Consider the following 13,905-nt stretch of genomic DNA (forward strand, 5'->3'; position numbering starts at 1 on the left):
CTATTGTATAATGTTGCTCTCGCATTAACCCCAATCTCCGATTGACCCCATGCATCACTATTATTTCAGTCCTGATTCGCCCCGAGTTTTTTCTTGTTCTGATTTCTTCCCCCTTTCCATATATTTATCAGCGAATGGCCGGCCGACCTTTCATAGTGTTCCGTTCAAAAGTTAAAGCGCTTTAAATATCTAGCGAAGGGAGATTGGCATGTTAACCTACTCAAATCATCGAAAAACCGGTGCCCGTCTATTATGCTCTCTGTTGGCCGCCTTGATGATCATCGTTTCGAGCCAAGGCGTTTCCCGGGCGGCTGAAACAGAAACCGCACTGGCGGAGGCGCTGCTTTCGGAATGGATTTTTTCAGGTGAAGATCAGGATGGCGTTTTTCCGGCAACGGGCGGCATCTATCAAGAATCCTCCAGCTTCCGGAATGTGGGCGGATTTTTCGAGTATTATGACAGCGACCAGCACTCGATAAGCTATCAAGGTTGGGACAACGGCAAAAACAAAAAATACTGGCTCGCCAGTCTTTCGACTAAAGGTTACCGGGATATCGCCCTTTCCTCCCAGCAGACTTCATCGGGTACGGGACCGCGGGACTTCAAGGTTCAGTACAGCACCGATAACAAGAACTGGACGGATGTGCCGGGGTTGTCTTTAAAGATGACGCAATCCAGCTTTAACTGCCCCGGCGGTTCCTGCAAACTGGCAAACGCCCCGCTGCCTGCGGACGCCGAGAATCAAGATAACCTATATATCCGTTGGATCGTGAATTCGAATACGAATACCAAAGGGAGCCAAGGCATCGGGGATACCGGTTCCAGCCTGATTAAGGATATCCGCGTAACTGGCACGGCAACGGGAACGCAGGAACCGCAAACGGAGCCCAAGCTGGTCACCATGACGCTGTTTGGAGACACGAAAACGACCCGACAATTCGCATGGTATACGGATGTACCGTCGCCTTCCGCCCTGCAAGTGGTCGAAGCGGCCAAAGCAACCGGGAGCGATTTCCCCGAGAATGACGCCTTAACCTTTCAAGGAACGACCGAAGAAATTACCACTTTCGTGACGAAGGCGGACCGGAAGGCCAATAAGAAAAAGAAGTTTTACAGCCACAAAGTCACGGCAAGCGGATTAACCCCTGGGACGACATATCGATATCGCGTCGGCAGCGGAGCGGCGAACAGTTGGAGCCGGACCGGCAGTTTTACGACCGATACGGCCCAGGCCGAACCCTTCCGCTTCATCGCTGGCGCGGATTCGCAAGCCTCCAGCAAGGCGGATTTCGAACCTTGGGCCGACACGTTCCGAAAAGCGGTGCAAACGGTCGGCGATCCCAAATTCATCATCAATGCGGGGGATCTCGTGGATAACGGGGATCTGGAAGAACAGTGGCAATGGATGCTGGGGCTTCCCCAGGAACAGCTTATGAATGTTCCGATCGTGCCCGTCCTCGGCGGACATGAAGTTCAGGACTATGACGGCGACGAAACGACGCCGAATTCGAACTTTTACTACCATTTCAATCTGCCGAAACAAGTTGTGGCCGATACGCATGACGGCTCCGTGTATTCTTTTGAATACGGCAACGCCCTCTTTCTGATTTTCAACACGCAGTATGCCGGAGAGTTGTCGAGCAGCGGCGGGATCAAGGAGCAAGACCGGCAGTTCCAGGATCAGGTCGAATGGATGAAATATATCGTGGCCAAAAGCGACGCCAAATGGAAGTTCGTTGCCCTTCATAAAGGCCCCTATTCCGCCGGGGACAATGCGGGAGAATGGGAGGATGACCGCGTTCAATTTTACAAAAAAGTCCTCGTCCCGGCCTTGGACCAAATGGGCGTCGACCTCGTATTCGAAGCCCACGATCACATGTATATGAGATCGTACCAAATGCTGAACGACAAGGTGATCCCTCCCGGCCAGATTACGTTTGACGCGCAAGGAAACGCCGTTAACCCCAAAGGTACGGTGTATTTGATGTCCAATGCCTTCGGGGACAAATTTTATACCAAGTATCCGGGATACGATGATTATTTTGCCGCGATCAATACCCAGCCTTTCAAGAAGATGTTCACCGAGGTTTCCGTTTCCGAAGAGGTCCTGAAGATCAAGGCGTATACCGCCGCCAAGAAGGATGAGTCTTCCGGTAATAACGGCGTCAAGAAGTACGACGAGTACGGGATCAAGCGGACGGACCGCAAACCTGACCCTGTCGACGACCCCAAAATACGGGTGAACGCCGGGAAAGCCACCCTTTCCTGGAAGCTTCCCGCGTCCAGCGCCGAACCCGTGAAAGGCTTCCGAATCTATGAAGCAAACGGAAAGATCAAACCTTACTGGAACGCGTATGTAAGCGTCGAGCCCGGCAAGACGGATTACAGCTTGACCGTCAGCAATATCAAAGCCGCGGAGAACTACCGGTTTGTAATTCGCGCGGCAGGCAGCCGGTTGAACTCCGATCCGGTGGAACTCCATCTCGAATAAAATAACCCGTTTAAAAAAGAGCTCGGGATATGGTCCCCGAGCTCTTCCCGTTTATATTAGGGCAAAGCCTCTCCGTTATTCTACCCCGACCGCGGATCGTCAAGAGCCAGGCTTACATCATAATCGGAGAAATCGATATCCGTCGGCTGGTCCAGCGCCATTTTGGCCAGCTGGCTTCCGATGAACGGTCCTGTGGTCAATCCGGACGCGCCCAAACCGTTTGCGGCAAACAATCCATCCCAGCCGGGAATCTTGCCCACAACCGGAAGAAACCCGGGCGTAAACGGCCGGAAACCGACTCTCATTTCTTGAAAAGTACTGTTGGCCAGCCCAGGCGCCGCGGCTAAACCTTTATTGAGAATTTCCTGCATGCCGCCCGGTGTAATCCGCGTGTCGTACCCGTCCACTTCGTTTTCGTGCGTCGCTCCGATAACGATTTTCCGCTGGTCGAAAGCCAGCAAATATTGATCGGAAGGGGGCATCACCACGGGCCAAATCCCCGTATCTTGATCCCCCTCCACACGCAAATGCATGATCTGCGCCTTTTGGAACCGGACGAGAAAGCGGAGACCTAACGGCTTAAACAAGGCATCGGCCCAAGCTCCCGCGCAAATGATAACACCGTCGCCTGCATAGCTCTTCTCTCCTACTCTAACGCCGGTCACGCGGTTATCCTCATAGATTAACGAGGCATCCCCGTTGACAACGACCGCGCCTTTCCGCTGCGCCGAACGGATTAACGCGTCGCGCAGCGCCCGCCCGTCGATCCGGGCTGCGCCGCCGATGTGCAGGGATGGATAGCCGGCTTCCAGGAGCGGAAATCGGGCCTTGGTTTCGTGCTCCCCAAGGCGGGTGATTTCCCCGATTTCCGGCGCGTCCTCACGCCGCTGCCGAGCGCGTTCCTCCAGCTTATCGAGTTTCTCCGCCTCCGTATGAATAAGCAGTGCCCCGACCCGGGCATACCCGGTTTCCGTCTCGCCTTCCCGTTTTAATTCTTCGATGAAGTCGCTATAGAAGCGGGCCCCTGCTCTGGCCAGCCGATACCAGGCCTGGTTGCGGCGCTGGGACACCCAGGGGCAGAGAATTCCCGCGGCGGCGTCCGTAGCCTGCCCGGCGTCTTTACGGTCGATCAAGGTGACATCGGCGCCCATTTTAGCCAAATGATAAGCTGTGGACGCTCCAAGAATGCCCGCCCCAATGACGATCATTTTCTTCATGTTTACATTCCTCTCCATTCGCTCGCTTCCTCAATTATAGCGGAATCGGCCTGCATGTACGACGCCCCGCCTTGATCACGCATATTTCCCGAAAAAATGGGACAACGTATTACGGAACCATTCGAGTATACTCACCCCAGGAGGGACAATCGATGAACAGCCAACGCGCTAAGGAAATCGTGGAATCGCCTACGATGGTAAACGTTATTCAGCATGTGGACGAACGCAGCGAAACCGCCCGGATTTACCCCCTCGATCAGCCGGAACAAGAGCGAGAGGTGGCCTTGTCCGAGTTGAACGAACGATAAAAAACGCCTTATCGGCGTATTTTCACAGGAAACAGTACGGAAGAGGTGCCGCCATTGCGGCACCTCTTCCGTATTTCAAGCCTGGGCTCTCCCCCGGCCCTCCAACCTTTTCACCAGTTCGGCCAAATCCTTGCCCTGCAGCGCGCCTTCCACCAATTCCGGCAGCATGGCGGGCGTACAGGCAAACGAAGGCGTTCCGTCCCGGGCAAAGGCTCTCGCCAACTGCTCATCGTAGAACGGCTTGCCCTCATCCGACAAGGCGAGCAGACATAAGGTCTTCACGCCGGCTTCTTTCATCTCCCGCATTCGCCGAATCAAGCGCGACTGATTGCCGCCTTCGTACAAATCGGAAATGAGAATAAACAGCGTTTTTTTCGGTTCCGTAATAAACTGCTCGCAGTACGCGACGGATTTGTCGATATTCGTGCCCCCGCCGAGCTGGATCCCGAACAGCATATCCACCGGATCGTTGGCGCATTGCTCGGTCAAATCGACCACTTCGGTATCGAAGACGACCACCCGGGTATCCAAAGCGGGCATACTCGCAAAGATGGACCCGACGACAGACGCCCAGATGACCGATTCCGCCATGGAGCCGCTCTGGTCGATATCGACGATGACCGTCCATTCCTTGCTTCGCTTCGCCCGGTCGAAGTAATAGAAACGTTCGGGAATAATCCGTTGGCGCTCGGCATCATAATGCTTCAAATTCCGCTGGATGGTACGTTTCCAGTCAATCCCGCTCAACGAAGGAAGCGGTGTATGCTGCCTGCGGTTAAGGGCCCCCGTTACGGCTCTTTGAAGCTCATGGCTCATGCGCTTGACCAATTCATCCACCACGGCCTGCACAAGCATGCGCGCGGTATCCTTCGTCTTCTCCGGGATTTTTCCTTTTAGGGACAACAAGGTTCCGACGAGATGAATATCCGGCTTCACACTGGCCAGCACCTCCGGCTCGAACAACAGCTGCTTCCAGCCTTTACGCTCCATCGCATCGTGTTGAATGACCGAGACCACATCTTCCGGAAAAAAAGTCCTCACATCGCCAAGCCATTGCGCGAGCCGAGGGGCGGATTTCCCCTGGCCCGCGCCGCGCGCGCCCGAACCGCTTCCGGATGCCCCTGCTTCGCCAGGGTCCGTCTGGTCATAGATGGCGGCAAGCGCCCGGTCCATAATCCGTTCATCGTCCGTAAGCCCGATCTCTACCTGACCGGCGTAGCGGCCGAGATCCCCTTCGGCGGCCGCGCCCAGAATGAGCCGCCAGCGGGACAGAGCCTCACGATTTACCGCTCCGGCCATCGTCTAAAAGTCCTCAAAATCAAAATCATTCAATTCATCCAGCATCCGGGCTTCTTCCTCCTTCAGATCTTCCGTAATCATTTCGGCGGCCCGCTCCGGTTCCACGCCCCACAATTCCCCGAGCAGTTCGGCAACCATCGTCTTTTCGCGCTGGCTGAATACACTGAACGCCCGGCGCAAAAAGACCAGGGACCGCACAAATTCGTCATCCTCCAGCGAGCAGATATAGGCGTTGAGCTGATCCCATAAGCTCATCCGCGATAAAAGGGCATAGCGGTTGCGCATCGCCAGTCCCTCGAACCAGCCGGCGCCCAGGTCCGCCGGAATGCCCGGCGAGAGCCGGCGCGAAACCTCCGCCGAACACGCCTCGGCCGACAATTCCCCCCGTTCGAGCAGAATGGCGCAGGCCAACCCGGATAATCTCGGGTGCGCGTCATCCCTGTCCGACAACACGGACAGTTCCCGAATCCACAGCGCCTCGTCGACTTCGTCGCTATGTTCCGCGGCGATATGGTTCAACTCGTTCATCGCCTCCGCCATCGCCTGAGCCGCTTCATCGTTGCATTGGCACGCCTCCTGCAAGAACAGGCACGCGCGCAAAAACAGCTGCTCCAGGAGCGGAACAAGCGGAGTCGTCTCGATTCTTCGGATGCCGCCAAAACGGATCAACTGCGACAGCCTTCTCGCCGCGGCCGCGATTTCCGCCACATTCTGGCTTTGCACCGCCAGCTTTTGCAAAGCCGATCTCGCCGCCTCCATTTGGTGAATCATCCCGCACTCGTAGGCGGCCGAAATCAACTCGGAAGCCTCCTTGAGGGTGGAGCATTCCTCCAGCCGCTGCTGAAGCACGAAGCCCGCAGCGGTTTCCACGGTTTCCCCGAGGAGATTGGACTCCACCACTTCAATCTCCACTTCCGGAGACCATTGGATAACCCAATGTTCCGACCAAACGGCCTGCTCCGCCGTTCTTCTCTGTTCCTTGACAAAATGAATGCCCAGCAGCTTCAAACGGTGGAACCAGAAGGAGCGATTCAAATCGAGAAAAGCCGCTTCCTCCGAAGAGACTCTCCGGTTTTCCCGCAAGTCGAGAGCGAGATCTTGCGCTACGGCGGTTTTGTACTTCTCCAGTTTCAGCCGTTTTAGTTGGCGGGCCACGTCATCCTGAATCGGCGTTTGACTGACGCCTTCGGCCAGCGCGCCGATCGCCGTGCCTACCTCCGTTCGCGCCTGCGCTTCGGCGACTACGGACAGCTCCCCGCGCCCCAAAAGGGTTTTGGCGGCATCCCTTAGATCCATCAGCGTCGGAGCGCTTCCGCCATGCAAAGCCGACAGCGCTTCGGCAAGCCTGACCGCCTCGATCACTTCCGCCGTGGACCGATGCGTCCCCGTTCTCCTCAAATCCGCGGCGACGGAAGCGAGATAACGATGGGACAGCTCGGCTACGTCACCCCGCCGCATTTGCTCCCACATCATTTCAAAATAATAAGGCGCCCGATTTCCCGCCCCGTATCCGGTCAGTGAAGACAATCGCAAATAGGAATACGGCATGAGCGTCAGCTTCGTCTTGCGGGCGGGAAGCTGCGACAGCGCCTCGTCGCTCATGGCCAGCGCCGGATTTTGCAGGGCTGAAGCGTGATACGCCCCGCATACGACCACGATTTGTTCCGGCTTATGTCCCGCCGCGACCGCCTCCGCGATTTTTCGGCACATGTAAGCTTCACGAACGGCGTTATAAGCGTATTCCAGCCGGTCGTCCCGCCTTTCCTTCTCCTCCGTCAGCTCCCGCATTTGGCCGGAATAGGCCAGAATCGCTTGCCGGTACGCCTCCGGACGCAAATTGTGCTCAAAGTTCCGCTCCCAATAGGTGTCATAATCGGGCTCGCCCGCGATTCCGGCAATTTTGTCGTACAGCGACGTGGACAAATCCGGGTCATCCGCCATTCCGCCCGGAGCCCCCGTTCCCTCCGCCGTTTGTCCGGCGACAGGTGACTGGGGGGCCTGCTCATCTGGGTCGTTCAGCAACTCCTTATCGCGGGCGGCGCCGCGGATATCCTGCAAACAAACCGCGGAAGAGGAGGGCAAATCGATAAACGCGCAGTAAGCTCCGTGTTTTTGCGCCCAGAGCATGGCCTGATACTCCGGGGAGTACACGGCGAAAGGCCAAAGTACGGTCCGCACCGGCAGCTCTTCGGTGAAAGCCAATAGAGCGACGGGGGGCCGGGTAGAAGCGTTCGTCAAATGCGCAATTTCCGAAGAAGCGTCGGAAGGCCCTTCGATCAGGACGGCCGTGGGATGGATCCGATCCAGAAATTGGCCCACATGATAAGCGCCGGCCGGCGACAGATGCCGGACGCCGAAAATCTGCACCCCAGCGCCGCTAGCCGCCTCCGTCTTCATTGATTCATCTCCTTGCAGGCCGTGTAAAGACCGCGCCAGCCGGCCCCGCGCTTTTTCATCACATTGTCCAGATATTCCTTCCACACGAGACGATCCTTGTCGTCATCCTTTACGATGGCGCCCTGCAGGCCGGCGGCCAAATCCTCATCCGTCATCTCCCCGCCGCCAAAGCTGGCCGCAAGCGCCATACTGTTGGTGAGCAGCGAGATCGCTTCGGCCGTGGAAATGACCCCGGCCGGGGACTTCACCTTCTCCTTTTTGTCCAGCGTCATACCGCTGCGCAGTTCCCTGAAGATAGTTACGACTTTTTGCAGCGCCTCGTCGGAAGGAGCCGCCGCTTGCAGATCATAGGAAGAAGCGATTTCGGCAACCCGTTTCTTTACGATCTCCACTTCGGTTTCCAGGTCGGCGGGCGCGGGTAGAACGATCATATTAAAGCGGCGTTTCAGCGCCGTGGACATCTCGTTGACCCCCCTGTCACGGGTATTGGCCGTAGCGATAATGCTAAAGCCTTTACTCGCATTCACCTCTTTGCCGAGCTCCGGAACGGAGATCGTCTTCTCCGACAAAATCGAGATCAGCGCGTCCTGCACTTCGGAGGCGCAGCGGGAGATTTCCTCGAACCGGGCGATGCCGCCCGCTTCCATGGCCCGCATGATCGGACTCTTGACCAAAGCCTCCGGGGTCGGTCCTTGGGCGAGAAGCATGGCGTAATTCCAGGAATAGCGGACCTGCTCCTCCGTCGTTCCCGCCGTACCTTGGACAACCAGCCCGGAGTTCCCGTAGATGGCCGCGGAGAGATTCTCCGACAGCCAGGATTTGGCCGTCCCCGGCTCGCCGATCAACAGCAGCGCCCGGTCGGTCACCAGCGTGGCGATCGCCATCTCCACGAGGCGAGCGTTCCCGATATATTTCGGCGTTATGGTCCGGCCTCCGGCTTGCCCGCCGACGATAAACTTAAGCACCGATTGCGGGGACATTTGCCATCCCGTCGGAACTTTGCCTTGATCCTCGCGGATCAATGCCTGTAATTCTTCCTGATACAACACCTCCGCGGGCTTGCGCATAATATCCTGCATTACGGGTTCCGTCTTGCTCATCAATGGATCTCTCCTTTAGAAATGAATGGATGCTAATGGATGACTTACGATTCCATGGTCTTCAAAATATAGCCGAGCTGCAGGACCGCATCGGAGGCGAATTTCGGCATAGCCGCCCGAATCCGGCCCGCATAGGACGCCGGTAAACGGGACAGCTGCTCGAACAGAAACGGCTCGATTTCGCGACATTCCGTATTCCGCTCGTCCTCCAGCGCACGGACCAGCGCTTCATGGAGCTCCCCCTCCGGGATGCCCGCGCGAACCAGCCCCATGACGGCCAGATTGGCGAAACGGTTGCGAAACTCCGGAGATTTGCTCAGTTTGTCAAGCAGGTAGGAAGAGACCCCTTCATGTCCCGGCCGGGCAAAAGCACTGACCAGCGCCAAATGATCGAGCGCGATAAAATGATCCAGCCAACGGGAATCCCAGGTGACGGCAACTTCCTCCGGCGGAAGCATTTCGACCGTGAACACATAGCTCTTCTTCTCATCCGCCCAAACCGGTTGGTCCTCCAGGTATTTACGCTGGATCACCAGATCTTCCAACGTATCCAGCAGTTGTTTACAGGTGGTGGCGATCTTGCTCAATGGGGAAGCGTTCAAACGGTCTTTGAGGACCCCCGCATAGGCTTCGTAAAGCCGGTCCGGAGGCAGTACGGGCTGCGCCTTGACTAATGTTTCACGCACGAAAGCGCTGGTTCCCGCGGTCTTTTCCATTTCGGTATCCACCGCTGCCCGGATAAGCTGCCGACCTTCTTCGGAATTCACCCCGTTTATGTACTGCAACGCTGCATCCGTCAAAAAAGTCCAGCCTAATGTGTGCGCGTAGAAAGAATACTTTCGCAAAACCTGTAAGTACATCGGCTCCATCTCGGGGCCGGTCTTGCCATGCACTGCCCAGAAATACCGTCTGCTTTGCAGCGAAACCTCCCTGTCGATCTCTTTCTCAGGATACGCGCTTTCGACCGATTGAAGCAATTCCGCATAATCCCGTACCAACCAATTGATCAGCAGCTCTGACCGGCTTCGGTTAAGCGCCGGACTCACGAGTTCGCTGTCCTTCCCTTTGGACGCCTCATAAAGACGCTCGGCAGCGCTCGCCCAGTCGCTGTCGGCCAGGGCCTGATACGCCGCTTCGCGGATACTCTTCTTCTTGTCGCGGCTGAAGTCCAGCAGGGTCTCTTCGTAATCGGCATGCCCCGCCAACAGGCGAATCGCCGTCGTGCGCACTTCATCGGACCCAGAAGCGGCCGCTTCACAGATCGCTGAAAGCACCTCGTCGCCGCCGCATCGCGCGATAACGGTCAGCTTGCGGGCTTCAACCCTCCCCCCGCCCGGTTGAAAGCTTTCAAGCAAGTGGGGTACGATTTCGGGACCGTAAGACGGTAAAATATCGTTCATGGCAAAATCGGCGATCTCCGCGTATGGATCGTTTAACGCTTCGATGGCTAGCGGAAGCAGGCGCAGGTCTTGAAACAACCCTTCGCGGAAAGCTTCGACGATGATTTCATGCCGCCCGCCGCCCCGCGTCGTCAGGGCCTGCCGGACCGCCGACAATTTCCGGTACGACCGGATCGTCTTCAACGAGACGGGCTTGCTGTTCAACAAAGCCGTTTCCCCTTCGGCGGAGCCTTTTCCCTGGGTACGAAGCACCGACTGAAGCAAAAGATTGACATCCTGGAGCCGCCGGGCCGATTCCGCCCCGCCGCCTTCGCCGATCAAGGACTCCACCCCTTCGGCCAGCTTTTTAAACACCGGAGCGCGTTCCCCCAGCTGTTGAAAAGACGGAAGCAGCCTTTTTAACCGAAAATCCCCGGCCGCCAGATCGCTCCCCGCCATATAAAGACGCCGGATTTCATCGTTCAGCTCCATTAGTAAGGCTTGACTCATATGTAAACGTTCCTCCAATTCGCGTTGTTAGTAGAGCAACCGGACCCGTTCTTCCCGGGTTAAAATCGTCAGCGGCTGCACGGCAAGTCGACCGCTGAGAGAATCATGATGAAACATCGCTAGCATCGCAATCTCACTTAGAGCGTCTTCTGGCAGAAACTTCAATAGATGAACGGTGCCGTTATCCAGGATGTCGCGAAGCTCCAGGGTGTCTCCCTGCCGATCCGCGGCAAACAGCCTTCCCTCTCCATCGGCGACCACCTTGTCAACAGACAGCAGTGCGACCGGATTGGGATCGGCCAACGGGTTTTTAAGCTGGGTTTTCACGCTTTTTACGATCTCCGCAAAAGATTCCGCCGCATGCTCGCGTATCCGGTTTAGATCGCTCTTCTCCAACGCTCTCGATGTCATGGATTCGTAACGGACGCGCCGGTTCAGACCTCCGGGATACCGGTACAGCTCGGGAACGATAGCGACCTCAAAGAAGCTGTCTTCCTCCCTCATTAATTTCGCGGCTTTATAGGGGCGATATTGAACGGTATAGTGAATCTCCCCGCTGTCCGGCTGAATCCAGTAGCCGCAGTCAACATACTCCTGCCGGGCGGTATCATCATAGCTGGTAAAAGCCAGCTGAATCAGTTCGGCAGCCGGCGCGACCAGCCCCGCCTCTTTCAGTTCGGTCAACTGCCAGGCGTGTCCGAGCCATTCTTCGATCGAGGATTCATGATCCAGCGCAAGCTCGGGATCCTCCAGCTTAGCGGTTAAATGGGCCCGGCCTTTTTTGATAAAAGCGTGAATGATCGCAAGCTGATCCGCGGCCAAGGAATAAGCCCGCTCTTTGCCGTCCTTTTGCGACAGGAGGAGAAACAGCTTACCAAGCTGAATTTGCGCTCCGTTCAAATAATGGCTTTTCATTTGCTTCATATGTTCCTGAATCACTTTGAGCTCTTTGGCATCCAGCGTGCCGAGACCGCGCCGAATCAAGGACTGCGTTAATTTCTCAAGCAGTTCCAACCCCTCGAGTTGCGCCGTGATCTTCTTCTTAAGCGCCGATTTATTGACTTTTTTTGGCTTGGCTTCGGCGGCCGTCACCGCTTCCTTCGCTTTCTTCTCTTCCCGTTTCCCGGCTTTCTCCCGTTTGGCCGCCAGATCTTCCGGCACCTCCGCCGGCGTAAACGGTCTTCCCTCCGCATAAGCGTACAGGAGGCCCAAGACATGCTTGCACGGGAACTGCCGGCTCGGACAGCTGCAGCGCATGACCGGTTTGTCCGGAATCGCGAAATCCGCGGATGGCGCATACGGTGTTTTTCCGCTTCCCGCACACAGTCCAAACAGGACTTGACCGTCTTCGGACCGGTGCAGTTCTATGTATTTTCCCTTTTTGTTCAAGTCTTGACCATTCTTGATCGCCGCGCTGTTGGGCGCCAGTGAGTCGATCCAAGTCTCCGTAATCTCCATCAAAATGCCGTTCCCCCCCACCATCGTAAGTTGTCAGAACTATTAAAATTATCATATAAGCCCATCATCTATATCATACCTAAAATTGGCAGGCAGCCCTACCTACTAAAGTCCCAATAAGAACATATATTCGGTATGATGAAAAGAGAACCCGTATATACGGGTTTGCACCATTGATTTACATATGGTTTGCATAATATATTTTATGGAACTTCTTCTTGAATTCATATAACTATATAGTTTGAACTATGGATTGCAGACTAGGAGCCCGTCAGACAACCTTGACTAACAAGAATTCCTGCATATCTGCATGTTTTTTCTCGTTCGGAGCAAAAATTTCAAAATTCCTGCAATTCTGCAGGAATTTTCAACTAAACCGGCTTGTTTCTCTAAAATCGCTAGAAATACCTGCGGATTTGCATCTTTTTTCGCATACCCTCGTGGATCGACCCTAAATACCTGCAGATTTGCATCTTTTAGAGTTGTAAGAGCACTAGGCACCTCGATCACAGCGGGCTTAATACGGATTAGTATGTCTGCGGCAGGCTTGATGTCTCATAGGGTGTCGCTATACAGCAGTGGAAAGGGTTCTTTTCACATTCTTCACCTGCAGCTCATTGAATTAAAAGGAATTCTTCCCGTTAATTTGGTGCACAGGCGGCTGTAAAGGCGAATTAGCTGGAGAATCTCCTGCTAATTCGCCTGAAATTGCGCCAATTGGCAATAGGGCGGCGAAATAGATGGAGTTTTTCCAGCTAAATCCGATAAAAGAGCCGAGATCGGTACATTAGCGGGAAGTTTTCCCGTTAAAGATGTGAACTCCGATATATCTCCAATTGTGGATTGTCGATGACGTATTTTTGACGTATTTGCGAAACTGTTTATATCCTTCCCCAACGCCAATGCATTGGTTCAACCTAATATAGCGAAATTGCTTTATGGCAAAGTGATCATCAGCGAATGGTTGTCGCTGTCAAATTCCAGACTAGCGCCCAGGCCTCTGGCCAGCACTTGCGCCGGCACATAGGTCACGCCTTTTATCACTTTCGGCGCTGCCGACACGGTTTCGGTTTCGCCGTTATAGGTAACCGTTTTGCTGCCGATGGTCATCGTCACGCTGTTCGTATCTTTGCTGACGACAATTGTGCCGCTGTCTTTGTCCAGGTTAACGGCTGCTCCCATCCCTTCGGCCATCTCCCGCAGAGGAACCAGGTTCGTGCTTTGGTAAATTACCGGAGTATTATTAAAAGCTACCGCCTGTCCGTTCACGAAAACTTTAAGCGAAGATGTCGCGTAATCGGCCGAAGGCGTTTTGCGGGTTGAAGTTTTTGTCGTCGTCTTTTTCTTCGACTTGGAAGATGAAGAAGCGCTAGGAACCTTGCTTTTGCTCTGGGAAGAACTTCTTCCCCCGTTGTGATAGTGATATTCTCCGTCCTCAAGTCCCCATTTCGCGCAATTGGTCCGGCAGTAATGACCGCCTTTGGCGTCCGTTCTGCCGGGATGGGCGGATACGCTTGCGCTCGACAATAAAAATAGAATGGCCATCGCACCCAACACTGCTTTTTTTCTCATCTGACGTATTTCCCCCTTGGTTCAATTTTCCAATCAATACTAGACTACTGGATTTTAAAAATTTTGTCGATCTAGTCAACTCATCAGTTCCATGTACGACAAAAAGAGCCGGTACCGGCTCTCCTTGCAAGCTTATGTTCATTTACGGACGGAGTACCATTAGGATCGGCAGGC

General features: G+C 55.0%; 9 protein-coding genes. 2 read left to right on the forward strand and 7 right to left on the reverse strand.

What is annotated here, in order from left to right:
- The first annotated feature begins 208 nt into the window (after positions 1-208).
- Positions 209-2,491: a fibronectin type III domain-containing protein gene (locus tag LBW89_RS19950; RefSeq protein WP_225040027.1), complete on the forward strand. Its 2,283-nt coding sequence runs from the start codon at positions 209-211 to the stop codon at positions 2,489-2,491.
- Between the two features lie 80 nt (positions 2,492-2,571).
- Here the strand turns inward: LBW89_RS19950 and LBW89_RS19955 are convergent, their stop codons facing one another.
- Positions 2,572-3,708 (reverse strand): NAD(P)/FAD-dependent oxidoreductase, encoded by a 1,137-nt coding sequence (locus tag LBW89_RS19955; RefSeq protein WP_225040118.1) that lies wholly within the window; start codon positions 3,706-3,708, stop codon positions 2,572-2,574.
- A 152-nt stretch (positions 3,709-3,860) separates the two neighbouring features.
- Between LBW89_RS19955 and LBW89_RS19960 the strand changes: the two genes are divergently transcribed.
- A complete protein-coding gene (locus tag LBW89_RS19960) occupies positions 3,861-4,016 on the forward strand; it encodes an H-type small acid-soluble spore protein (RefSeq protein WP_225040029.1) in 156 nt (51 codons plus the stop codon).
- 75 nt (positions 4,017-4,091) lie between these two features.
- Here the strand turns inward: LBW89_RS19960 and LBW89_RS19965 are convergent, their stop codons facing one another.
- From LBW89_RS19965 to LBW89_RS19990, 6 genes are all read right to left on the reverse strand, one after another.
- Positions 4,092-5,315: a VWA domain-containing protein gene (locus tag LBW89_RS19965; RefSeq protein ID WP_225040030.1), complete on the reverse strand. Its 1,224-nt coding sequence runs from the start codon at positions 5,313-5,315 to the stop codon at positions 4,092-4,094.
- 3 nt (positions 5,316-5,318) lie between these two features.
- A complete protein-coding gene (locus tag LBW89_RS19970) occupies positions 5,319-7,712 on the reverse strand; it encodes a DUF5682 family protein (protein WP_225040032.1) in 2,394 nt (797 codons plus the stop codon).
- Positions 7,709-8,812, reverse strand: coding sequence for an ATP-binding protein (locus LBW89_RS19975; protein ID WP_225040034.1), 1,104 nt, complete (start codon positions 8,810-8,812; stop codon positions 7,709-7,711). The genes LBW89_RS19970 and LBW89_RS19975 overlap by 4 nt, the downstream gene beginning before the upstream one ends.
- Before the next feature lie 44 nt (positions 8,813-8,856).
- Entirely contained in the window at positions 8,857-10,701 is a 1,845-nt protein-coding gene (locus LBW89_RS19980) for a HEAT repeat domain-containing protein (protein ID WP_225040036.1), read from the reverse strand.
- 27 nt (positions 10,702-10,728) lie between these two features.
- The gene (locus LBW89_RS19985) at positions 10,729-12,162 is read right to left on the reverse strand and encodes an SWIM zinc finger family protein (RefSeq protein WP_225040038.1); all 1,434 of its coding nucleotides are present in this window, start codon (positions 12,160-12,162) and stop codon (positions 10,729-10,731) included.
- Between the two features lie 933 nt (positions 12,163-13,095).
- Entirely contained in the window at positions 13,096-13,731 is a 636-nt protein-coding gene (locus tag LBW89_RS19990) for a copper amine oxidase N-terminal domain-containing protein (protein ID WP_225040040.1), read from the reverse strand.
- Positions 13,732-13,905: the final 174 nt, after the last annotated feature.

Origin of the sequence: Paenibacillus sp. alder61, assembly GCF_020179875.1 — a bacterium.
GTDB lineage: Bacteria > Bacillota > Bacilli > Paenibacillales > Paenibacillaceae > Fontibacillus > Fontibacillus faecis.

Excerpts from the sequence above, each read along its gene's own strand:
- LBW89_RS19950 (WP_225040027.1), top strand. The coding sequence starts at position 209 with ATGTTAACCTACTCAAATCATCGAAAAACCGGTGCCCGTCTATTATGC.
- LBW89_RS19955 (WP_225040118.1), bottom strand. The coding sequence starts at position 3,708 with ATGAAGAAAATGATCGTCATTGGGGCGGGCATTCTTGGAGCGTCCACA.
- LBW89_RS19960 (WP_225040029.1), top strand. The coding sequence starts at position 3,861 with ATGAACAGCCAACGCGCTAAGGAAATCGTGGAATCGCCTACGATGGTA.
- LBW89_RS19965 (WP_225040030.1), bottom strand. The coding sequence starts at position 5,315 with ATGGCCGGAGCGGTAAATCGTGAGGCTCTGTCCCGCTGGCGGCTCATT.
- LBW89_RS19970 (WP_225040032.1), bottom strand. The coding sequence starts at position 7,712 with ATGAAGACGGAGGCGGCTAGCGGCGCTGGGGTGCAGATTTTCGGCGTC.
- LBW89_RS19975 (WP_225040034.1), bottom strand. The coding sequence starts at position 8,812 with ATGAGCAAGACGGAACCCGTAATGCAGGATATTATGCGCAAGCCCGCG.
- LBW89_RS19980 (WP_225040036.1), bottom strand. The coding sequence starts at position 10,701 with ATGAGTCAAGCCTTACTAATGGAGCTGAACGATGAAATCCGGCGTCTT.
- LBW89_RS19990 (WP_225040040.1), bottom strand. The coding sequence starts at position 13,731 with ATGAGAAAAAAAGCAGTGTTGGGTGCGATGGCCATTCTATTTTTATTG.